Annotated in this window: 21 protein-coding genes; 10 read left to right on the forward strand and 11 right to left on the reverse strand. The window is 52.3% G+C overall.

Annotated features, from left to right (window positions below):
- Window positions 1–5 precede the first annotated feature (5 nt).
- The 6 genes from ACO2Q8_RS00545 to ACO2Q8_RS00570 all read right to left on the reverse strand — a co-directional run bounded on the left by ACO2Q8_RS00545 (window position 6) and on the right by ACO2Q8_RS00570 (window position 8,137).
- Window positions 6–3,197, reverse strand: coding sequence for an efflux RND transporter permease subunit (locus tag ACO2Q8_RS00545; protein WP_423342819.1), 3,192 nt, complete (start codon window positions 3,195–3,197; stop codon window positions 6–8).
- A gap of 13 nt (window positions 3,198–3,210) precedes the next feature.
- Window positions 3,211–4,377 carry an efflux RND transporter periplasmic adaptor subunit gene (locus tag ACO2Q8_RS00550; RefSeq protein ID WP_423342820.1) on the reverse strand — a complete coding sequence of 389 codons (1,167 nt, stop codon included), beginning with the start codon at window positions 4,375–4,377 and terminating at the stop codon, window positions 3,211–3,213.
- Window positions 4,378–4,410: 33 nt separating this feature from the next.
- Complete coding sequence (locus tag ACO2Q8_RS00555) at window positions 4,411–5,769, reverse strand: TolC family protein (protein ID WP_423342821.1); 1,359 nt, start codon at window positions 5,767–5,769, stop codon at window positions 4,411–4,413.
- 130 nt (window positions 5,770–5,899) lie between these two features.
- Window positions 5,900–6,409: a shikimate kinase gene (locus tag ACO2Q8_RS00560; protein WP_423342822.1), complete on the reverse strand. Its 510-nt coding sequence runs from the start codon at window positions 6,407–6,409 to the stop codon at window positions 5,900–5,902.
- Between the two features lie 25 nt (window positions 6,410–6,434).
- A complete protein-coding gene (locus ACO2Q8_RS00565; RefSeq protein WP_423342823.1) occupies window positions 6,435–7,583 on the reverse strand; it encodes a BT_3928 family protein in 1,149 nt (382 codons plus the stop codon).
- Window positions 7,580–8,137: a DUF1599 domain-containing protein gene (locus ACO2Q8_RS00570; RefSeq protein ID WP_423343228.1), complete on the reverse strand. Its 558-nt coding sequence runs from the start codon at window positions 8,135–8,137 to the stop codon at window positions 7,580–7,582. Before ACO2Q8_RS00570 ends, ACO2Q8_RS00565 begins: the two co-directional genes overlap by 4 nt.
- A gap of 100 nt (window positions 8,138–8,237) precedes the next feature.
- On the opposite strand from ACO2Q8_RS00570, the gene folP reads away from it, so the two are divergent.
- The 3 genes from folP (at window position 8,238) to ACO2Q8_RS00585 (ending at window position 10,543) form a co-directional block, all read left to right on the forward strand.
- A complete protein-coding gene (gene folP, locus ACO2Q8_RS00575) occupies window positions 8,238–9,086 on the forward strand; it encodes a dihydropteroate synthase (protein ID WP_423342824.1) in 849 nt (282 codons plus the stop codon).
- Between the two features lie 144 nt (window positions 9,087–9,230).
- Window positions 9,231–10,061 (forward strand): diadenylate cyclase CdaA, encoded by an 831-nt coding sequence (gene cdaA, locus ACO2Q8_RS00580; RefSeq protein WP_423342825.1) that lies wholly within the window; start codon window positions 9,231–9,233, stop codon window positions 10,059–10,061.
- A gap of 188 nt (window positions 10,062–10,249) precedes the next feature.
- Window positions 10,250–10,543: a hypothetical protein gene (locus tag ACO2Q8_RS00585; protein WP_423342826.1), complete on the forward strand. Its 294-nt coding sequence runs from the start codon at window positions 10,250–10,252 to the stop codon at window positions 10,541–10,543.
- A gap of 133 nt (window positions 10,544–10,676) precedes the next feature.
- On the opposite strand, the gene glf is transcribed toward ACO2Q8_RS00585, so the two are convergent.
- Window positions 10,677–11,819, reverse strand: coding sequence for a UDP-galactopyranose mutase (glf, locus tag ACO2Q8_RS00590; RefSeq protein ID WP_423342827.1), 1,143 nt, complete (start codon window positions 11,817–11,819; stop codon window positions 10,677–10,679).
- 481 nt (window positions 11,820–12,300) lie between these two features.
- On the opposite strand from glf, the gene ACO2Q8_RS00595 reads away from it, so the two are divergent.
- Window positions 12,301–13,323 carry a S1C family serine protease gene (locus ACO2Q8_RS00595; protein WP_423342828.1) on the forward strand — a complete coding sequence of 341 codons (1,023 nt, stop codon included), beginning with the start codon at window positions 12,301–12,303 and terminating at the stop codon, window positions 13,321–13,323.
- A gap of 239 nt (window positions 13,324–13,562) precedes the next feature.
- Entirely contained in the window at window positions 13,563–14,309 is a 747-nt protein-coding gene (locus ACO2Q8_RS00600; RefSeq protein WP_423342829.1) for a hypothetical protein, read from the forward strand.
- A gap of 5 nt (window positions 14,310–14,314) precedes the next feature.
- On the opposite strand, the gene ACO2Q8_RS00605 is transcribed toward ACO2Q8_RS00600, so the two are convergent.
- Window positions 14,315–15,496, reverse strand: coding sequence for a class I SAM-dependent rRNA methyltransferase (locus tag ACO2Q8_RS00605; RefSeq protein WP_423342830.1), 1,182 nt, complete (start codon window positions 15,494–15,496; stop codon window positions 14,315–14,317).
- Between the two features lie 57 nt (window positions 15,497–15,553).
- Window positions 15,554–16,510, reverse strand: a complete 957-nt coding sequence (locus tag ACO2Q8_RS00610) for a zinc dependent phospholipase C family protein (RefSeq protein WP_423342831.1) — start codon at window positions 16,508–16,510, stop codon at window positions 15,554–15,556.
- A gap of 138 nt (window positions 16,511–16,648) precedes the next feature.
- Between ACO2Q8_RS00610 and ACO2Q8_RS00615 the strand changes: the two genes are divergently transcribed.
- From ACO2Q8_RS00615 to radC, 3 genes are all read left to right on the forward strand, one after another.
- Entirely contained in the window at window positions 16,649–17,050 is a 402-nt protein-coding gene (locus tag ACO2Q8_RS00615) for a Dabb family protein (RefSeq protein ID WP_423342832.1), read from the forward strand.
- Window positions 17,051–17,156: 106 nt separating this feature from the next.
- Window positions 17,157–17,420: a 30S ribosomal protein S20 gene (gene rpsT / locus ACO2Q8_RS00620; RefSeq protein ID WP_423342833.1), complete on the forward strand. Its 264-nt coding sequence runs from the start codon at window positions 17,157–17,159 to the stop codon at window positions 17,418–17,420.
- 189 nt (window positions 17,421–17,609) lie between these two features.
- Window positions 17,610–18,305, forward strand: coding sequence for a RadC family protein (radC, locus tag ACO2Q8_RS00625; RefSeq protein WP_423342834.1), 696 nt, complete (start codon window positions 17,610–17,612; stop codon window positions 18,303–18,305).
- Between the two features lie 71 nt (window positions 18,306–18,376).
- On the opposite strand, the gene ACO2Q8_RS00630 is transcribed toward radC, so the two are convergent.
- On the reverse strand, window positions 18,377–18,805 hold the full coding sequence (locus tag ACO2Q8_RS00630; RefSeq protein WP_423342835.1) for a hypothetical protein: 429 nt from the start codon (window positions 18,803–18,805) through the stop codon (window positions 18,377–18,379).
- Window positions 18,806–19,161: 356 nt separating this feature from the next.
- Entirely contained in the window at window positions 19,162–20,286 is a 1,125-nt protein-coding gene (hisB, locus tag ACO2Q8_RS00635) for a bifunctional histidinol-phosphatase/imidazoleglycerol-phosphate dehydratase HisB (protein WP_423342836.1), read from the reverse strand.
- 254 nt (window positions 20,287–20,540) lie between these two features.
- Here hisB and ACO2Q8_RS00640 point away from each other — a divergent pair, with 254 nt between their 5' ends.
- Window positions 20,541–21,509: an NYN domain-containing protein gene (locus tag ACO2Q8_RS00640; protein WP_423342837.1), complete on the forward strand. Its 969-nt coding sequence runs from the start codon at window positions 20,541–20,543 to the stop codon at window positions 21,507–21,509.
- Complete coding sequence (locus tag ACO2Q8_RS00645) at window positions 21,500–22,834, forward strand: anthranilate synthase component I family protein (RefSeq protein WP_423342838.1); 1,335 nt, start codon at window positions 21,500–21,502, stop codon at window positions 22,832–22,834. Before ACO2Q8_RS00640 ends, ACO2Q8_RS00645 begins: the two co-directional genes overlap by 10 nt.
- Window positions 22,835–22,955: the final 121 nt, after the last annotated feature.

Raw genomic sequence — 22,955 nt, forward strand, 5'->3', positions numbered from 1 at the left:
CCCGGTTAAAGTGCCACCCCGTCGTTTTCCTGCAATTGCTGTTCCGGCTTTTTTGCCTGTTCTTTCAGTTCCGCCAGTTTTTTCTTGCCATAGGCTAATCGGGTAATCACGACGAACAACACCGGCACCACAAAGATCGCGAGCGACGTAGCCGCCAACATCCCGCCAAATACCGTCCAACCGATCGTTTTCCGGGCAACAGCCCCGGCACCACTCGCAAACACTAGCGGCAAGACGCCAAGAATAAACGCCAGCGAAGTCATGATGATCGGCCGGAGCCGCAGTCGAACGGCTTCGAGCGTTGCCTCCATCAGATCGACGCCCCGATCAACCCGTTCCTTGGCAAACTCCACAATCAGAATGGCGTTCTTGGCCGCCAGACCAATCAGCGTGATCAATCCAATCTGGGCATAGACGTTGTTGCTCAGGTACGGAATCAGGGTGAGCGTCAGGATGGCTCCGAAGGCCCCAATGGGCACGGAAAATAGCACCGCGAACGGGACCGACCAGCTTTCGTAAAGTGCGGCCAAAAAGAGGAAAACGAACAGAATGGACAAGCCGAAAATATACACCGAGCTGGAGCCCGAACTGATTTCTTCCCGGCTCAAGCCAGAAAAGTCGTAACCGTAGCCCGCCGGAAGCACTTTATCCGCCACTTCCTGCAGTGCATCGATGGCCTGCCCGCTGCTGTACCCCGGTTTTGGACTCCCGTTGATCTCGACCGACCGGAACAGGTTATAATGCGAAATCAGGGGTGCATTTTCAATCACCTGGGTTTTGATGACTGTGCTCAGCGGCACCATGCCCCCTGCCCGGTTTCGAACAAAATACCGGTTCAGTTGCTGAATATCGGAGCGATAGGCGGTATCGGCCTGCGCCACCACCCGGAATTTCCGCCCGTAAATGATGAAGTCGTTCACGTAAACACTTCCCAGATACGTCTGCATGGTGGTGTAAACTTCACTAACATTTACCCCTATCTTACATTTCTCCCGGTCGACATCGACCCGGAAAGCCGGGGTTTTTGAGGTGAAATACGTGAAGGCCCGCGCAATTTCGGGGCGCTTGTTGACTTCGGCCAGGAAGTTCTGCACCACCCGGTCGAACGCCCGCACATCATCCGTACTTTCCCGCTGTTCGATTTCAAAGGTAAAACCGGCCGTTTGCCCCAAACCGGGTATGGCCGGGGGCTGAATCACGACGACACTGGCCTCCTTGATCGGTGCAAAAGCACGTTGCAGCTTGGCCACCACCGAGTCGATCTGCACCGATTTGTCCTGCCGTTCATCCCAGGGTTTCAGCTTCGTAAATACGGTTCCGCTGTTCGACTTACTGGCAAACGTCACGGCGTTCAAACCACCCAGGGCCGCGTAGTGGTCGATGAACGGTTGTTGATCGAGCGTCTTCATGATTTGGTTCAGCACCTGAAGGCTTCGGGCCGTCGAAGCCGCTTCCGGAATTTCAAACGTGATGATCACCCGGCCTTCATCTTCGGTCGGAATAAAACCGGTCGGCTTGCTTTTGAACAACAACCCGGTTCCGACAAACAGACAGGCCAGCAGGATTAGGACCAGGGGCGACGATTTAATTAACCGGTTTACACCTTTGCTGTATGAGTTGCTGGTCCGGTCGAACCACTTATTAAACCGGAAGAAAAACCAGCCCAGTCCCTTCGATTTTTCGTTGGTCGTGGTCGGTTTCAGCATCAAGGCGCAGAGCGCCGGCGTCAGTGAGAGCGCCACAAAGGCCGACAGCAGCACCGAAACCGCGATGGTGATGGCAAATTGCTGATAGAGTCGCCCGACAATGCCGGGAATGAAACCGACTGGCACGAACACGGCTGCCAGAATCAGCGCGATGGCAACCACCGGACCCGAAATGTCGCGCATGGCTTTTCGGGTGGCTTCCTTCGCCGATATTCGCTCGTGGTCGATGTAATGCTGGACGGCTTCCACCACCACAATGGCGTCATCCACCACAATCCCGATCGCCAGAACAAAACCGAACAGCGTCAGGGTATTGATGGTAAACCCGAGCGGAATGAAGAAGGCAAATGTCCCCAGAATCGAAACCGGAATCGCCAGCACCGGAATCAGCGTAGCCCGCCAGTTTTGCAGAAACAGAAACACCACGACAATCACCAGCGCTAGGGCTTCCAGCAGGGTTTCCACCACCTCCTCGACCGACACCTGCACGACCGACACCGATTCGAAAGGCACCACGTAATCAACGTCTTTGGGGAATGATTTTTTCAACTCCTCCATGGCTGCGTAGACGCCTTTGGCTGTCGACAGGGCATTGCTGCCCGGCAATTGGTACAGCAGCAGATACGACGCCCGGTTTCCATCGACAAACGAGTTGCTGACGTAACTGAACTTGCCTAACTGCACCCGGGCCACGTCTTTCAGGTACACAATCGAACCGTTTTGCGGATTGCTCCGAACGATGATCTGCCGAAAATCGTCTTCTTTGCTCAAGCGACTGTTAGTAAAAACCGTATACTCAAACGCCTGCGACGAGGGTTGCGGGGGCGCTCCCACCGAACCGGCGGCCACCTGAAGGTTTTGTTCTTGCAAAGCCGCCACCACATCGGCGGGTGTCATGCCCAGTTGTGCCAATTTGTCGGGTTGCAGCCAAATTCGCATGCTGAAATCGTCGGCACGGGAGAAAATATCCCCGACTCCTTCAACCCGCAGCAGCGCATCCCGGATAAAAATGTTGGCGTAGTTGTCCAGAAACGAAACACCGTGGGTTTTGTTGGGCGAGTAAATGGCCACCAGCATGAACAGGCTCGGGTTCCGCTTACGTACCGTTAGCCCCAGGCGGGTCACTTCCGAAGGCAATTGCGGCTGGGCAATGCCGACCCGGTTTTGCACGTCAAGGGCCGCAATGTTCACGTCGGTTCCGACATCAAACGTCACGTTCATGGTCATTCGGCCATCGCTGGTGCTGTTGCTTTGCAAATACAGCATATTCGGCGTTCCGTTGACCTGGGTTTCGATGGGGGTCGCCACGGTCTGCTCCACCGTCTGGGCGTCGGCACCGGTATAGGTTCCCGTCACCTGGACGACCGGGGGCGTGATGTCCGGATACTGACCGACGGGCAGGTTAAAGATGGCCAGCACCCCCAGCAGCACGATAACAATGGAAATAACGACCGCCGTAACCGGTCGGTTGATGAACGTATTGGCAAACATCTTTTAACGCTGATTAACGGGTTTGACTGGTCGCTGCCGGAGCCGTCGCTGCCGCCTTTGCGACCGAGGCTGAATCCGGAACAACTTTGACCACTGCCCCTTCCCGTAGTTTTTGAATTCCTTCTGTCACAATTTTTTCACCTTCCCGCAACCCATCCCGTACCACGACGTTCGGCCCAATCCGGTTACCGAGGGCCACTTTACGCTGTGAAACTTTGCTGCTGTCGCCGACAACGTAGACGAAATATTCGCTCATCTGCTCCGTAACGGCTTTGTACGGAATCAGCAGCCGCCGGCCCGATTCGCTGTTCAGGACCCGAACGTTGCCGTTCATGCCGGATTTCAGCATTTTTTGCCGGTTATTGAAAAACAGCCGGACTTTAAGCGTTCCGGTTTGCGGATCTACGGCCCGGTCGATGATGCCGATCCGGCCCGAAGCCTCGTAGGGCGTTCCGTCGGGCAGAACGAATACAAAGGTCGAGTCGCTCACCTTGCGGTTTTGCAGCCGGACAAAACGCGAAATTTCGGTTTCATCGACGGAAATATCGACGGCAATCGGGTCATCGGCCGAAATGGTGTTCAGCAGCGTCTGGCCGGGGGAAACAGCCCCTCCCAGCTTTACTTGGGAGATGCCGATGGTTCCGGTCAACGGCGCTTTGATGGTTGAATACTTCAGACTGGTCGAAACCCGGGCCACGTTGGCCCGGGCGGCTGCCACCTGCATTTTCGCCGATTCGAGCGTGGCTTCGGCATTATCGACCACCTGGCGGGCAATGGCGTCCTGCTTCGCCAGGGTCTGGTAGCGGTCAGCATCTTTCTGCGCCCGATTCAGGTTCGCCAGCGCGACATTGACATTCGCCACCGCTTCGTCGTAATTAGCCTGATACTGTTGCTGGTCGATCTCGTACAGCTTCTGACCTTTCGTCACCACCTGCCCTTCCGTGAAAAAAACACCGGTAATGTAACCGGATACCTGCGGGTAGATTTCGACCTGATTGAGGGGCGTTACCGTAGCCGGGTATTCGTCATAGTAGGCGGCATTGCCCTGGCTGGCTTCTGTGACGGCCACGGCCGTGGGGGGCGGAGGGCCTTGTTGAGCCGGTTTTTTATCGCCACCGCAGGCCGTCAGCAAAACCAGCATAACGACCGGTACGGCCAGCAAACTCATTATTCTTTTCATTCCAACTGATGGGTAAATCGGGAAACGCATAGTTTATGGTTGAGAAATCGGCACGGTTCCGAGTGCCCGCTGAACATCCAGTTTGCTTACCAGCACCTGATACAGCGCATTGAAATACGTCAACTGGGTCGTCCGAAGATCGTTCTGGGCGATGATCACATCGAGGTAGGCCCGCACCCCGGAACGGTATTGTAACTGAATGACCCGGTATACATCATTCGCCAGATCGAGGTTCTCCTGCAAGGCCCGGTAATTTGCCAGGTTGCCCTTGTAATTCGCCAGCGCCTGCTGGTATTCCGTGTTCACGACGTTGGACAGGTTGGTTAAATCCCACTGCGAACGCTGGAGTTGCAGTTCGGCAATACGGATTTCCTGCACCCGCCGACCACCCTGGAAAATGGGCAAGGCGATGGTTAGGCCGACGAGCGAGGTGGGGAAATTTCGGCTGTAGAGTTTGGCAAATTCGTTGTTCTGATAAACGAAATTGTAGTTGGCCGAAGCCGAAACCGTCGGCAGATACGCCCAGCGGTTGTAGGTAATGTTAGCTTTCAGCAAGTCCTGCTGGGTACGAAGCAACTGGTATTCGATCCGGCTTTCGGGCCTGACAAACTGGTTGGTGTCGAGGTAAACTTCGTTGGCGAGTTGCAACGTATCGTAGGTCAGTTGAAGGTCGGCGGCTGGCGGATAGCCCATCAACTGCTTTAAATACTGCGACTTACCATTCACCTGCTCCTGCGCCTGTTTCCGTTGCGCCCGCGAGTTATTGAGCGCAATCGCGGCTCGTTTGTAATCAGTCCGGTCCACCAACCCGCTTTGGTACTGGTTGGTTGCATCCTGCAAACTGCGTTCCAGCCGGGCAATATCGCCATTGAGGATGTCAACCTGTTTCTGCGTCAGGATCAAGTCATAAAACGCTTTGCTGACGTTCACCGTAACATCAATCTGATTGTCGACCAGGTTCTGCCGGGCCTGCAACCGATAGGTATTGGCCGTCCGGCTGGCCAGCAGCACGTCGCGGTTGAAGATATTCTGACTCAGGGTAAACTGGATGTTCGACTGATTGGCCACCCCAACCGTCACCGGAACCCGTTCGGGCGAGGTCGGATTGTTGAAGTTGGGAAAAAGCGAAACCGGGAGTTTCAGGTAATGATTCAGGTTATACGCGCCGGAAATCTGCGGCAACCAGGCCGAAAGAGCACTGCGAATGGATCGTTCGGCAATCTGTTGATCAATCTCCGATTGTTTGATAACCGGCTGATGCTGAAGAGCATACTGGACACAGCGTTCCAGGGTTGCCTGTTGTAAAGTAGAATCAGTAGATTGTTGCGAATACAATAAATAAGGCCAACATCCGATCAGGCAAGTAATCAGATACTTTTTCGCTCCTAGCATAAAGGTATACGGCGCAATTCACCAGTTAAAACAGCCGTGTGTGACAGCAAACTGTCTTGAATACATATTGAAAGTTTTAAATGGTTCCGGAGTCGCCAAAGTTTCTTGTAAATCCCAGCGAGCGGACCGCCTACAGGTACGGTTCGAGTTGCCCGGCCAGTTCTTTCACCGCCACTTCTCCCGGAATGATCAAATCGGCCTGGGTGTAAAAAAAACGGCGATCGTTGTACTTCTGGCGCAGATTTTCAAGCAACGTCGGATCTTTCGGATTAAACAGTGGCCGGTCATCCTGGTTGTGCTTGAGCATCCGCTCCAGCAATTCTTCGGGCGACACATCCAGAAAAATACTGATACCGGCTTTTTTAATATAGGCCATATTATCGTGAAAGCAGGGCATTCCGCCCCCCGTCGCCACCACCAGTTGGGTATCGGGCTCGATGGTATGCAAAACCCGGCTTTCGACGTCCCGGAAATACGCTTCGCCGTCGGTCTGGAAAATGTCGTTGATGCTGCGTCCGCCCTCGGCCTCTATAATCAGCCGGTCGGTATCGATAAACCGATAGGTCAATTGCCGGGCCAGCCGTCGACCGAGGGTACTTTTCCCCGACGACGGCATACCGACCAGAAAGATGTTCTTCATTCCGAATCGCTCGGTGTGAGCTGCGTTATTTTTTTCCGACCAACGCCATCACGGTTTCGGGTGTGGGTGTGTCGGTATGGTGCCATTTGCCTTTGACTACACCATCGCTAATCAGCCAGATGCCCGGATTCGAGCGAACGATGGTTTTCAGAACGGTCGCGTCGGCTTTGTAAACTGGCACCGAAAGCTGGTATTCGTGCCGGAACCCATTGATTTCGTCGTCATTGACCGAGGTCAGAATCATCGGCATGACGGTTTTTTCGTCCACGCCCTTCATCAATTTCCGAATGGCAGGCATGTCGCCGATGCTCAGGTCGGTCACATCCCGCACGATCAACATCAGTTTGGTTCCTTCAAACGTGGCCTGCGTAAAATCGCCCGCATCGTTCCAGACCCGGTAATCCGTAATTTTGGGTTTGGCTGACTCGTTCAGCAACACCATTTCCTTGAACTTGTAGGTGGTATCGGTGGGGTATTTTTCAAAGTCGTATTCCTTGCCGTCTTTTTCCAGTTTGTAGGAAAACCGCAATGGCTCGGAAGGCTGCATCTGGGCCGGAATGCTCTTCCCGACCGCGTACGGCAACAAATCGAGCGGGGGCAGGTGCTGAATGGCGTAGACACCGATCCCGATGGAGATGACCGTCGCCAGCCCCACCAGAAAACCGGTGCGCGTATTGCGGAAGATGTGCCGCTGCCAGAGAATGATCAGAATCAGTACCAGCAGAAAAATATCCTTCCCGAACGAAGTCCACGGTTTCAGTTTGATCGCATCCCCGAAACAGCCGCAGTCGGTAACTTTGTTGAAATAAGCCGAATAGAACGTCAGGAACGTAAAGAAGATAATCAGCGCCAGCAACACCCAGGAGGTCAACTTAATGCGGTATGACAGCAACAGCGCCACGCCCAGCACCACCTCGGCCGCACAGAATGCGACGGACAAAATGAGCGTAAACGGAATCAACCCGTGAAAAAAGCCCGCCAAAGCTGGCACATCGAGGGCAAAAACTTCGAAATATTCGGTGAATTTGATCTGCGTTCCGACCGGGTCATTGATTTTGATCAGGCCCGAAAAGATAAAAATGAAGCCCACGATAAACCGGGCAATTTGCGCCACAACGCGCTGCCAGGTGGCGCTTGCCCGGACCGTCACGGGCTGGGGTTTACTTACATTCATGCAGGTACAGAGCTATCTACAATTCCTAATTTAATCAGACAGAACACGGCATAGTTGATCATGTCCATGTAGTTGGCATCGACGCCCTCCGAAATCAGCGTTTTGCCTTCGTTATCCTCGATCTGCTTCGTCCGCAGCAGTTTCATCAGAATGATATCGGTCATCGAGCTGACCCGCATGTCGCGCCAGGCTTCCCCGTAATCGTGGTTTTTGGCAAACAATAGTTCCATCACCCGCCCCATCTGTCGGTCGTAGAGGTCGGTCAGCCTTTCAGCGGGCAGTTCCATCTCGTCGCTGTCGGCCAGTTCGAGTTGAATTAAGGCCATTACGCAATAATTGATAATGCCCATAAACTCCGGCACGACTCCCTCCTGCACCCGCTGCGTTCCGCGTTCCTGCAAGGTCCGGATGCGTTGCGCCTTGATAAAAATCTGGTCGGTGATCGACGGCAACCGCAGGATGCGCCAGGCCGTTCCGTAGTCTTTGTTCTTTTTCTGAAAAACCTCTTTGCAGAGTTCAATCACTTGCCGATATTGAGCTTCGGTTTGCACCATACGTTCGAATCTTCCGTTTTCAGTCGTCGGCAGGCCGGTATTTTCCGCAGCCCGTTGGTCCGTTTGCGGGAAACCGCCCCCCAGGACGACCGCTAATTTCATGCCGAAAGTTACAAAAAAAACGCTCAACCTCCGGGGAAATGTTCTCGACCTGACCTTCCCCGTCGTGATGGGCATCCTGAACATCAACCCGGATTCCTTTTACGCGGGCAGTCGGTTTCCGTCGGTAGATCAGGCCGTTGAGCGGGCCAGAACCCTGCTGGCCGAGGGCGCAACTTTTCTGGACATCGGCGGTTATTCGACCCGGCCCGGCGCGGCTGATGTTTCGCCCGAAGAAGAAGCCGACCGGGTTTTGCCGGTTTTTGAAGGCATTCTGAAGGCATTTCCCGGCGTGTGGTTGTCGGTCGATACCTTCCGGGCCTCCGTAGCCCGGCAAGCCGTGGAGGCCGGTGCCGTGATGGTCAACGACGTATCTGGCGGCAGGCTCGATCCGGCCATGTTCGAAACCGTAGTGCTTCTGGGCGTTCCGTACGTGCTGATGCACCTGCGCGGCACTCCGCAGACCATGACGCAGTATAGCACCTACACCCATCTGGTACCCGACGTGTTGTTTGAGCTTCAGCAACAGGTTCAGCAACTCCGGGCACTGGGCCAGACCGACCTGGTGATCGATCCGGGATTCGGGTTTGCCAAAACGCCGGAACAGAATTTCCAGCTACTGAACCAATTGGCTGCCTTTCAGACGTTCGACGCTCCGGTGCTGGTGGGTCTGTCGCGCAAATCCACCATCTGGCGCACGCTGAACATCCGTCCGGAAGAGGCCTTGAACGGCACCACGGTGCTAAATACGCTGGCTATTTTGAATGGCGCGGATATTTTACGGGTTCACGATGTGCGCGAAGCCACAGAAGTCATTAAATTGGTCACCAGTTGTCAACAAACGCTTTAACCCTGACAACGCTGAAGAGTAAGTACTCAGTTAAAAACAGTTTATAGTTTATGGTTTAAAGTTTCGGGTTAACACGTTGATCGGAAAAAGTCAGACTTAACCATAAACAATAAACTATGAACAAGTAACTACATAAGTTCTCGTATGAAAATTGGTTTTCTCGATATAGAATGGGTGGATGTGCTGGATGTATTACTGCTGGCATTTCTGCTTTATCAAATTTACTTTCTCGTTAAAGGCACGATTGCCAGCCGGATATTTTTGGGCTACCTCCTGGTTTATCTGTTGTATCTGGTGGCCAAAGCCATTGGGCTCGAATTGTTGACGACGCTGCTCGGTTACTTCATCAGCGTGGGCGCCCTGGCCCTGATTATTATTTTTCAGCAGGAAATCCGGCGGTTTTTGCTCATCATCGGTAAATCGACCAACATTGCCAATAGCCGGTTTTTCAGGCGGTGGCTCGGCCAGCCGGTGCCCGACGAACCCGCGGTTTCGCTCAAGCCGATTGTGGACGCCAGCAAAGCCATGTCGTCGGAATTTACCGGGGGACTGATCGTCGTCTGCAAGAACGACGACCTGGAAAAATTCATCGAAACCGGCGACCGGCTGGATGCCATGGTTTCCAAACGCCTGCTACTATCCATTGCCGGGCAATACAGCCCCCTGCGCGACGGTGCCGTTATCATTTCCGACGACCGCATCCGGGCCGCCCGCTGTATTCTGCCCATTTCGGAAAACGATGAGATGTTAACCTCGACGGGTTTTCGGCACCGCGCAGCGATTGGGATAAGTGAAGTATCGGATGCAGCCGCTATCGCCATCTCGGAAGAAACCGGCCGAATCTCCCTGGCGATCGACGGTGAACTGTTCGCCAACATCTCCTCCGGTGAACTGGAAGAAAAGCTTCAGCAGTATCTTCTGGAAAAAAACCGCCCCAAAAAACGCGAAGGCGGTAAGGACGCGCCCGTTGCCTGATAGATGTTACCGATAACTCTACATTGAACACTATTTATCAACTGTTCACAAAACAAGTTTACTAAGAAAACCGCTAGCTAACTTTGGCAAGGGATTTGTGCCCGACAGCTTACTTTTGATCAGCCGGAAACGTAAACTGTATCAAAAATTCAGAAAGCAAATCACGATTTGACTGTGCCCAAACGGCTATGCTAACTCAACTGGAATATAACCGGCTGCCCCTTGCGGAAAAAGCCGAGCTGCTTTGGCGGTATGGGCAGCATCTGATGAATCGAAGCTCCCCGCCCTTTACCATTGGGCTTTACGCCGTGAATGATTTCTTAGTCGAAGCTTACTTCAGTGAGAGCAAGTACTACGAGGGCAATCACGAACTCCAGCATCTGTTTTCGCTTCGCGAGCAAAGCCGCAAACGGTCGAGGAGTCAACATCCGTTCGAACCTTACCTCGATCAGATTGAACTGAACGAGTTGGTTCGGGACTAAACCGTCTCTGCCTGTCCGTTTTCCGGCAGTCGCTTCCGTTCCGGTAAAATACCAAAGCCACTTCCAATCGATCTGGCCCCGCTTGGCAGGCCGGAAAGATGGAAATGGCTTTGAAAAACTGAGCGAAATTCCGTCAGGCAGCCGGATTCTTGCTGGTGGCAGCTTCCGCCAGCGAATCGGCCCCAATCAGCTTTTTGTACAACGTCAACGCCTGTGCAACTACCTGGTCCATGTTGTAATACCGGTAGGTTCCCAACCGACCGACGAAGTGGACGTTTTCCTGCTGGTCAGCCAGTTGTTTGTACCGGCGGTAGAGCTCGGCATTTTCGGGCATCGGAACCGGGTAATACGGATCGCCTTCGGCCTGCGGATATTCGAACGTAATGCTGGTTTTGGTCGGGTGTTCCTGCCCGGTTAGGTGCTTGTACTCCGTCACACGGGTGTAAGCGTGATCATTCGGGTAATTGACCACGGCCACGGGTTGGTGCCACTCTTCGTTCAGGGTTTGGTGTTCAAACCGGAGCGAACGGTACGGCAGCTTCCCGTAACAATGATCGAAGTATTCGTCGACCGGACCTGTATAAATTAACTGATCGTATGACAAACTGTCTTTTACGTCTTTGAAATCGGTGCTGAGCATGAGCGTAATGTTCGGATGATCGACCATTTTCTCGAACATTTTTGTAAACCCGTGCAGCGGCATCGATTGAAACTCGTCACCAAAATACCGGTCGTCGCGGTTGGTGCGGGTCGGAATCCGGGAAGTTACCGATTTATCGAGTTCGGACGGATAAACGCCCCATTGCTTCTTGGTGTAATTCTTGAAAAACTTTTCGTAAAGATCACGTCCTACCTGGCTAACAACCACGTCCTCAGACGTCTTGATCTCATCAACGGGTTCGCCGACCGTTTTGAAATACTCGGCGAGTTCTTCGGAGGTAAAGTTTTTGCCATACAGTTTGTTGACAGTGTCCAGGTTGATCGGAATCGGCAACAACTGGCCTTCGACCGACGCCAGCACCCGGTGTTCGTACGGTCGCCATTCGGTGAAATTGGAGAGGTAGTTAAATACGTCCGGCGAGTTGGTGTGGAAGATATGCGGCCCGTAGAGGTGAATCAGAATGCCGTCTTCATTGTAATAATCGTACGCGTTGCCACCAATGTGCGGGCGTTTGTCAATTAACAGAACCTTCTTTCCGGATTGGCGGGCCAGCCGTTCGGCCAACACACTACCGGCGTATCCGGCTCCGACAATTGCAAAATCATACTGCTGCATATAGCCTCAAAAAGGATTTTTTAAGTGTGAATAAAAGTAGTTAAATTTTTACGAATCCAACTCCGAACCGTTGCAAATCCTTATCCAGCGTACGGGTATTTCCGACGGATCTCGTTGATCAAAAATTTTTTTTGGGTGGTAAAACTTTCCGGATGAAGCTGCTCGAACTCGGTTTTCCAGGTTGAAAACCGGATGGGTTCCTGTTGTCTGAACCGGTGTTCATCAATTTTTTTCGCTGACAGATACGCTTCAAAAGTCATGCATTCAATGGTCGAAAGTGGCCTTTCGTTGGAGAAAACCGGCCCGTCCCTTCTCCAGCGGTTTAATCACAAACCCGAATGAGGCCAAATAAGACGAAATTTCCGCAAAATTTTCTGAACAAGTAATTTAACGGTCAACACTGACAGAATGTCGCTCCTTCACCAGTGTTCAGGGTTGGTACAACTTTTGAAAGTTGTATTTACAACTCAAAATTATCATTATGGAACTTCAGTGGATTACCGATCCTAGTCTGGACTCGATTCCGGGCAGTATCGGCGATACGGATGCCCCCTTACTGGATGCGTATTCCAATACCGTGGTAAATGTAGCAAAAAAAGTAAGCCCCTCCATTGTACAGATCAAAGTGAGCGGTCGGCCGAAAGAAAATCCACCTTCGGGCCGGGGTCGCCCTCAACCCGAAGGCGGTACGGGTTCGGGGTTTATCATTTCGTCGGACGGCTACGTGATTACCAATAACCACGTTGTTGCGGGAGCGGCCAAGATTGAAGTGGCCTTGCCGGATGGCCGTGATTTTGAGGCCACCCTGATTGGCCGCGACCCGGCCACCGACATCGCCGTGATCAAAGTATACGGGGATGGTCTGAAAGCGATCCGGTTCGGCGATTCGAAACAGGTGCAGGTGGGCCAGATTGCGATTGCCATCGGGAATCCGTACGGTTTTCAGTATTCGGTCACGGCGGGCGTAGTCAGCGCCCTGGGCCGGACACTCCGCTCCGAATCCGGCCGGTTGATCGATGATGTTATTCAGACTGATGCTTCCCTGAATCCGGGCAACTCGGGCGGTCCGCTGGTAAATTCGCAGGGGGATGTGATTGGGGTCAATACGGCCGTAATCTTGCCCGCGCAGGGTATTTGCTTCGCCGTTTCTTCCAATCTGGCGGCTATGGTGGCCGGTAAAATCATCCTGCACGGCCGGGTTCGCCGGGGGTATCTGGGCATTGCCGGGCAACCCATCAATCTGACCGAACGCATCAAGCAGTATAACCACCTGACGGCCAAAACCGGCGTTGTCGTGGTCAGCACCGAAGCCGATGGCGTGGCTTATAATACGGAACTCAAACCGGGCGACATTATTGTTGGCTTTAACCACCAGAATGTCACCTCGGTCGATGATCTGCACCGCCTGCTGACCGAAGAAACCATCGGTCAACGCATCCCGATGGCGGTTTTGCGCGATAATTTCCGCCGGGATCTTGTTGTCATTCCGGGTGAAGTGAAGTAAGTTCAACTCAAAACCGCCCCACGGAACCGGCCAGTTCGGCCTTCCGTAGGGCGGTTTTGAGTTTATCACGACCAGCCGAACCTGCCGACAGAAGGCGATCCGGAAAACCGGGTTTAAACGAAGGGCCGACCGACAGCGTAGTTTACCGGATTCGACCGGGTGATACTACCTGATTCTACGCTACTATCTTGACAATGAGCAACTAGTATGCGTACCTTTTCTTACAAACCCTACCCGTTATGAAAACAACTACTTTATTTGCTTCCGGCAGTAACTACGTCAACAGTCGGGTGTTGATTGGAACGATCCTGTTTCTTGGCTGGCTTATGCTCTTCATTTTTGGCATGAGCATCGACGCATCCAAATTGCAGATTCTGAAGGGCAATCAGGTTAATTGGCAAAACCTGCTAGTTCATGGATTGGCCTTTACGCCCACCAATGCCGCCATTATGGCGGCTCTGGCCGGGATGATCGGCGGGATTGCCAGCAACTTAAGCGCCCACAACAAACGAAGATACCTAGGCGAACTGGAACTGGACCCGTTTGAATCCCGAAGTCTGATTTACATGACCGAGCACCCGCTCGTATCGATGTTCCGGGGTTTACTGGCGTATCTGATTCTGGTGGCGGGTTCGTACATTGCCACCTTTACCATTCCCGTCGACACCAAAGATCCTTCTTCCATCATGGGCATGTCAGCGGCTTCCTACTTCAAATTTGCCGTGACGGTTTCGCTCCTGTCTTACTTGGTAGGCTATGATCCCAGCCAATTGCAGCGCATGATTGGTTCGCTCAGCATCGGCGGAAAAAAAGCAACCGAATTTGAAGGGCAGGTGCAGATCAACAACGGGAAGCATAAAATCGATGCGGAATTTGTCGGAAAAGCGACCCCCACCACCCAACCCGTGGCGACCCTGCCTTCCGGACCCGGCAAAACCCGCCTGAACGGACAGACCCGGTCGCGAAAAACCGCCCGCCCCTCGTAGCACTTCTACTCGACCCACAACACCAGCCCCTTCAGATAACCGCCTTCGGGATGAAACAGATTGACGGGGTGATCGGCAGGCTGGCTTAAATGGTGCAAAACCCGCACCTGGCGTTTGGCTTCGATAGCAGCCGCCACAATCGTATTGTAGAACAGTTCCCGGTCGATCACCTGCGAACAGGAAAACGTGAAAAGAATACCGCCTTTAGCAACCCGGCGCAGCCCCTCGGCATTCAGTCGTTTGTAGCCCTGAACTGCCCGGTGACGGGCTGACAGACTTTTGGCGTAGGCCGGAGGGTCCAACACCATCAGATCGTACTGGTGGTCGTGCGCCTGAAGGTATTTCATCACATCGTCGGCAAAGGCTTCGTGCCGGTTTTCGCCTTCGCCCGCATTGAGCGTCACATTGCGGTTGGTCAGGTCGATGGCTTTCTGCGAGGCATCGATGGAATGCACCAGAGCCGCTCCGGCCTGGAGCGCATACACCGAAAAACCGCCCGAATAACAGAAGGCGTTCAGCACCTTTTTACCGGCCGCATACCGGGCCAGTAGCTGCCGGTTATCGCGCTGATCGAGGAAAAAACCGGTTTTCTGGCCGCTGATCCAGTCGACCAGAAACGTATGTCCGTTCTCTTCGACCTTGTGCGGAACCTCCACCAGTCCGTAGCGGTAGGCGTTTTGGACGGTGGCCGCGTACTCGTCGGGCAGGGTTTCGGCGCTTTTGTCATACACCGCCCGAAGTTCATCTCCAAAGACATTTTTCAGGGCTTCGGTAATCAGGTTGCGCTCACGGTGCATCCCGATCGAATGTGCCTGCAAAACCGCCACGCCGTTGTACAGGTCGATAATCAGGCCCGTACAACCGTCGCCTTCGCCGTGGACCAGCCGGTAGCAATTGGTATTGGGGGGCAGAAGTGCGGTTCGGATTGTCCGGATCGTGGTTAGCTTGGCTGTCCAATAGGCGACATCGGGTACCACGGGTTGAAACGAAAAAATTCGGACCAGAATGCTACCGTTGTGAAAATGGCCGGTAGCGAGGTAGCGGCCATTTTTATCCACGACCTCCACCACATCGCCGTCCTGCGGGTCGCCTTCCGTTCGGGCAACGGCCCCGGAAAACACCCAGGGATGAAACCGCCGGATGGCCTCCTCCCGCCCCGGGCGCAGGTATATTTTGGGTAAACTCATGTTCGTTCGCTGATTGGAACGGCGAAGCTACGAAATTCGGACCAATGTGGCTCCCTCCTAGTCTTCACTGCGGACTTTCAGCAACCGCTTCAACCAGCCTTCTTTTTCGTCCGTTTCGGCTTTTTGCTCCTCCGGGCTTACGGTAAAACCGGCTAAATTCGTCAAATCCGGTTGTCCGGCATCGACCCAGGCCGTGTACCAGAAATCGCCCACCATCTGGACCGACGCCCGCATCTGCCGCTCAATCTGCCCGCGCAACTGTTCGTGGTATTTTCGGGAAAAGGTTTCGGTATACACTTTGGTCGTCTGGCCGTTTCGCTCTTCAAACCCGTATTTTCGAACATCGCCCACCTGTGCGGTCAGTTCCCGTTCCAGCCTCAACACCGAATCCAGGGCAGCATGGGCGTTGAAAACCGCCCGCCAGGCCCGTTTCTGAGGAGAAGAAATGTACTGCGCCGGGCCGGTAAAAAAGTCGTAGTCGTTGCTGAACAGTTCCGGTAGCCGCGACTCCCAAAAACCGTGAATGCCCTGCTGACCGGTCAACTGACCATTGTAGTTTCGGGTGGTGTGCAACGGCACATTAGCGTCGGCAATATAATGCCCCAAGTCGGCCGACAGCTTCAGAATCTGGCGAGGGTTACGGTCTTTAAAGGCTTCGGTTAACTGGTATTTCATCAACTGGATATGCCAGGGCACAATGCCGTGCAGGGCCAGCGTATCCTCACCAAACCGCTCGACCGCCGGTTGCCAGCTCCGGGGCAATCCGGTTTTCGAGGTGTCTGCATACGCATCCAGGTCGATGAAATGCCGGGGCGCTTCACCTACGACCGCATACCGGCGCCGATCGGGGTTTACGGCATTCTCGGTCAGGTAGTCCAGATTCTTCTTGTAAAAAACCAGCATTTCCGGAGGTAACGTAAAAACGGCCAACCGGTTAATTTTTCGATGACCGTAAAACCCCCAGACCGGTCGCTGATTAGCCTTTACCCAAACCGCCATTTCGAAAAAAATCATCAAAAACACTTGCTTCAAAACATTTCTACTATACCTTTGCCTAAACATAGTATTTAAATAAGAAAAGTTTAAACTTTATTTATAAATAACTATGTTATTCGGAATAATATTTGGAATAACATCAATTTCACAAACAACATGAAACGCAAATCCATTGGCTACAGCCTGATTCTTTTCTTCTTTGGAGTTTTCGGCCTGATAATCTACGGTGCCTACTCACCTGCCCGAAAAGCCCAGAAACAGCAAATTGTCTGCTTTAAATTCAAAGAAGGCACTAAAAATGAAGCGATTGAGCAGCATATGCGCGAATTTGCCGCCTTAAAGCATGAAATTCCCCAGATCATTTCTTATACTTCCGGACGGACACTACAGGGCGTTGGCGGCAATTCGGCTGAGTATGATGTCATGCACTACCTCACGTTCCAGACCGAAGCTGATATTGAGACGTTCAACCGAAACGAAAAGCAACGCGAGTTTGTAAAAAATAATCAGGGGAGTTGGGAGAAGGTGTTCATTATCAACTCCGAAATCCGGCAGTAACTGGGGTAAACCGGTGAAAACGCTGGAAGTTAAATTTGCATAGTTTCTCACAAATCCCTACTTTTGCGGACATTTGTGAGAAAACTGTATACTGTACCAATAAGCAATGGCAAATCATAAGTCGGCATTGAAGCGGGTCCGGGCAAACGAGAAGAAGCGTTTGCTGAACCGTTTCCAACACAAAACGACCCGTACAATGATCAAGAAATTGCGGCTGACGACCGATCAGGCTGCCGCAACGGAACTGTACAAAACGGTGTCGTCGCTGCTGGATAAACTGGCAAAGCGTAATATCATTCACAAGAACAAAGCCTCAAACAACAAGTCAAAACTGGCGAAATACGTCAACGGTCTGGCTGTTGCTGCTTAATCTCCGTACCCACGGACCGGGCCGCGCAGGCTTTAGTCCGTGTAACCATTGCAAATCCAGAAGTTGTTACTAACTCACACGGACTAAAGCCTGCGCGGCCCGGTACGTGGGTACGAGAACGTCAACGTTACGAGAACCTTATCTGATTCCTTCAGGTGAGGTTTTTTTTATGCCTTATCCCACCACACCATGACCTACGAACTATCCCGCAACATCCGCAGTTGGGCCGAAGAAGACCGGCCCCGCGAAAAACTGATGCTAAAAGGCCGGGCGGCTTTGTCAGACGCCGAATTGATTGCCATCCTGATCGGCTCGGGCACGTATGATGTCTCCGCCGTCGACCTGGCTAAAAGCATTCTGCAAAGTGTGGGTGGCAACCTCAATGAACTCGCCCGGCTAAGCGTTAAGGATCTGTCTAAATTCAAGGGAATCGGGGAAGCGAAAGCGGTTAGCATCGTGGCGGCTCTGGAACTGGGTCGTCGACGAAAAGAGGAAAACCGACCCCAGCGGTCTCGCATCACCAGTTCGCGGGATGCGTACGATGAAATTAAACCACATCTACTGGATAAACCGCATGAGGAATTCTGGATTCTGCTGCTCAATCGGGCCAACGAAGTGATACGGCCGGTTCAGATCAGCTCGGGCGGCTTGTCGGGTACGATCGCCGATCCGCGCCTGATTTTCAAGCAGGCACTCGACCAACTGGCGAGTGCCATCATCCTGGTTCATAACCACCCCTCCGGCAACCTAACAGCCTCTCAGGCCGATAAGGACTTAACCCGCAAACTCAAAGAAGCCGGGCGAATGCTCGACATTCCGGTGCTGGATCACCTGATTTTCACCGACCGCGCCTACCTGAGTTTTGCCGACGAAGGACTTCTGTAAGCCTGTTCAACAAAAAACCGACCCAGCTCTGAAAACCGGGTCGGTTGCACCTGATCCGCTCCGACGGATTCTTACTTCTGATTGACCGTAATCACCGCTTCCTTCGGCTTGCCATCCTCCAGACCGGGAAACGGCGAAACTTCCGACAGGATGACCTCATAGCTGGTCGAGCCCAATTGCAGCGTGACCGCATCGCGGCCTTTTAGTTGCTGCCCGCACTGACCCAGGCATAATTCCCCGGACTGGCTCTGGGTTTCGTTCTTCAGCGTAAACTTCACCTGCGCATTACCGTACCAGACGCAACTGGCATTAGCCGGACAACGGCTGTCGGTGATGCTATCGACATTCAGCGTTACATTCTGTTTTACGCGGGCGGCCTGGTTTACTTTAACGGTTACGGCCTGATTATTTTCGGTGGGAGCCACTTTGTTGTCTTTCTCGCAACCAATGGCCAGCAGACCGAGCAGCAGCAATCCATACAGGTTTTTAAATGGTGTCATTCTCGCTTGTTGTTAATGTTTACCGAGAAGACCCCGCTGTTCGCTTCACCGTTGGAAACTGCTCAAAAATTTTCGGTGCATATAAAAAAAGGGCCAAGCAGGCCCTCTTTAAATTTATCTATTACGGTGATTTTCAACAACATTTTTGGAGTAACCGCCAGAAATAGGTTATTGGCAATCAATAGTTACGTTCTTTTCCTTCCAGCCAACGTCCCGCAATAAATGCTGCAATGAGCAGAACAGCGAAGAAAACGATGGCTACAATTGTCATAAACATAGTCGTACCGGTTTGTTAGTGATAGCGCAAAACTATAAAAAAACTCTGTTGCCTCGGCAAATCCTGGCGCAATAATCTTTTATAGAACGCCTTTCGTACTCGGCAAACTATCCATCGCTTTTACATCGCGCCTGACGGCCATCTTTATCGCTTTGGCAAACGCTTTAAAAATCGCTTCGATCTTGTGGTGTTCGTTCTGGCCTTCTACCTTGATATTCAGGTTGCAAAGAGCCGTATCGGAGAAAGACTTGAAGAAATGATAAAACATTTCCGTAGGCATCTCGCCGATTTTCTCGCGCCGGAATTCGGCTTCCCACACCAGCCAGGGCCGTCCGGAAAAGTCAATTCCGACCTGGGCCAGGGCTTCGTCCATCGGCAGTAAAAAACCGTAGCGACTAATGCCCCGCTTGTCACCCAGGGCTCGACGGTAGGCTTCGCCAAGGGCCAGGCCCGTGTCTTCAATCGTATGGTGCTCGTCGATGTGCAGATCGCCCTTGACCCGGATGGTCAGATCGGACCCGGAATGTTTGGCGAGTTGATCCAGCATATGGTCAAAAAAGCCGATCCCGGTTTCGATGGCGGAGCGTCCCCGGCCATCCAGGTTCAGCTCGACAAAAATCCTCGTTTCGTTCGTGTTCCGTTCGACCACCGTCGTCCGGGGGGGCAATTTGAGGAGTTCATAAATCCGATCCCAGTCGTCGGTACACAAGGCTAACGCTTGATGCATTTCGTCGGTCATGCCCTCGTCCGGATCTTTTGGAGCAATCAGAATGGCTTTTGCGCCCAGGTTCACGGCCATTTGGATATCGGTCAGTCGGTCGCCGATGACATAGCTTTCGGACAGGTTGTAGGCACCGGTCAGATAGTCGGTGAGCATGCCGATTCCCGGTTTACGGGTCGGAGCATTCTCATGGGGGTATGTACGATCGATGTGAACCGCCTGGAAGTGAATATTCTCCCCTTCCAGCGTCTTCATCATTTTGTTGTGGGCGGGCCAGAATGTTGCTTCAGGAAACGCTTCGGTTCCTAATCCGTCCTGATTGGTAACCATCACCAGTTCAAAATCCGTCTCTTCGGCAATTTTACGCAGGTTGGAAAGGACTTTCGGAATATATTCCAGCTTTTCGAGGGAATCGACCTGCTGGTCCGGCTGGGGTTCAAAAACGATAGTCCCATCCCGATCAATAAATAATGCCTTTTTCATGAGTAAGTATAATGGAATGCAAAGGTAGCGAATGAAGCCTACTGAGCGACATTTTCGGTATTTTTTACTATTTTTGCTCCCCATACACATATTATACCGCCATTCTCTATCCTGGTCAATACATGTTTAGTAAGTAACTATCAGATTAACAGGCCACTACCTTCAAAATTGTACGGCAAATTTAAATATTGTGATTATTGCGCTTTGACTGACTCCAATTATTTTACCATTTTATTATTTCTATTTCACATCAAATGCAGACTCCAAAATGCTCTAAGCTAACCCGTATAGCAGTAATATATGATGGGAATTATTTTTTACATGTAAGTAATTATTATAATTATTCTCACGAAAGGCGCAGCCGCATCAGCATATCCGGTTTACATAAATTTATACGAGCCCAGGTTGCGCACGAGGAACAAACCGACTTCCGGCTGTGCCAGATTGTTGATGCGCATTATTTCCGGGGCCGATTAAATGCGCACGAAGCCAGTCAACGCGGCAACCAACTATTTTATGACCGCCTTTTCGACGATATATTGATGTCGGAAGGTGTGGTTACCCATTATTTACCCGTCAAAAATTTTCAGGGCTCCCGCCAGGAGAAGGGCATCGATGTCTGGCTGGCGCTGGAAACGTTCGAATTGACTATTTCAAAGCAATTCGATGTTGTGGTACTGATCACAGCCGATGGCGACTACGTTCCGCTGATTCGGAAACTGAACACACTCGGAACCCGCGTGATGGTCCTCAGCTGGGATTTTGAGTATTTCAACGACGAGGGCGAGAAGCTTGTCACCCGTACCTCGCAGGATCTGCTGGCCGAAGTGTCGTATCCAGTGGCCATGCACGAAATGATCGATACCCGCCTGCGGAAAAACGATCCGTTGATTCAAAACCTGTTTGTTAAACAATCGACGCGGGTTCTGCTAAACACCGGAAATACCGTTGCTTCGGAACTGAACTTTGAAGACTATACCGACGGTATGGTCGACGATTCTGACCCTTCGGAATACAAGATCAGTACGATTCGGAGCCTGAAAAACGGGTACGGTTTTATCAACTATCCGCCCAACAACCTCTTTTTTCATTATACCAGCCTGAACGACGTTGATTTTAATGAATTACAGGTCGACGACGAGGTCAAATTCCGAATCGGGAAAAACGCCGAGAGCAAAGACATTGCCATCGATGTTCATCTGGAAGGAAGTAAATGGCAGTAACCCGTTCTGACCGTCAGGAACAAACATTCCCGCTGACCGTAACGGACGCTGATACCGTTAATTTCTGGCACCAAAAAGCATTGATCTGGGCGACTCAGTCGTATGAGCACGTTGCCTTCTTCAACAACAATGCCGATCAGCTTTACGGTTTTAGCCTCCCCTACCGGGCGTTTCCCAACCGACTCGTGGCCGGTGTTCGGCAAGTCGTTGAGTTTGGAGCGGAAACCGATCCGTTTCACACCTTGTATCAGGTCCATCAGCGTGAACCGGACTTCCGGGTAGGCTATTTAAGCTACGATCTGAAAAACCGGATCGAATCGTTGAGCAGTCGCAATCCGGACCGGATGGGCTTTCCGGATCTTTACTTTTTTCAGCCACTCCATGTCATCGATTTTGAGAATACTGCCCTAACCATTCGCTCTTTCGAAAACCCGGGAAAAGTCTTTGAATCGATTGAAGCCACTGCACCCAACACCGGCCCGGTTGTACGGATTGGCCCCAAACCGACCATCGAACGCCGGGTTTCGCCGGAAGAATACCGCCAGACGGTGAAACGGATCCAGCAGGACATTATCGACGGCACGGTTTACGAACTGAATTACTGCATCGAATTCTTCGCCAAACAGGCTGACCTGGACCCGCTAGCTGCTTACTGGGCCCTGAACGACCGCTCGCCGATGCCGTTTTCTCATTTTCTGCGCATCGGAAACCGCTACAGCCTGGGTGCATCGCCCGAGCGGTTTCTAAAGAAAGAAGGTAACCGGCTGGTTTCTCAACCCATCAAAGGCACCATTCGGCGCGGCCAAACAATTGAGGAAGACCGGCAACTGCAACAGCACCTGCAAACCAGCGAAAAAGAACGGGCTGAGAACCTGATGATTGTCGATCTGGTGCGCAATGACCTCGCCCGTAGCGCCGAAACCGGTACGGTGCAGGTCGATGAACTGTTTGGCATCTACCCGTTCCAGCAGTTGTCCCAGATGGTCTCGACGGTTTCGGCCAGCCTGCGCGATAGCCTGCCGTTTACGGAAGCCCTCCGGCACGCCTTTCCGATGGGCAGCATGACCGGCGCGCCTAAAGTGCGGGCGATGGAACTCATCGACCAGTATGAAGCCACCCGCCGGGGACCCTTCTCAGGTGCCGCCGGATTTATTACGCCGGAGGGCGATTTCGATTTCAATGTGATGATCCGGAGTATTTTTTATAACCAATCCACCCGCTATCTTTCGTTTTCGGTCGGGAGCGCCATTACCTACGACGCTGACCCTCAGCAAGAATACGAGGAGTGTTTGTTAAAAGCGGACGCTATACTCGCCATCCTATAAAAAATGCCTTCCCAAAAAAATACAATTAGATAATATTGCTGCTTGCATTCTTGAAAAATATCTCTTACTTTTGTGACAGTTTTTCAAGCGGACATCCGTCCGGACTCTGTAATAGACACGC

The sequence above is a fragment of the Larkinella sp. VNQ87 genome (genome assembly GCF_049445795.1).
Lineage (GTDB): Bacteria > Bacteroidota > Bacteroidia > Cytophagales > Spirosomataceae > Larkinella.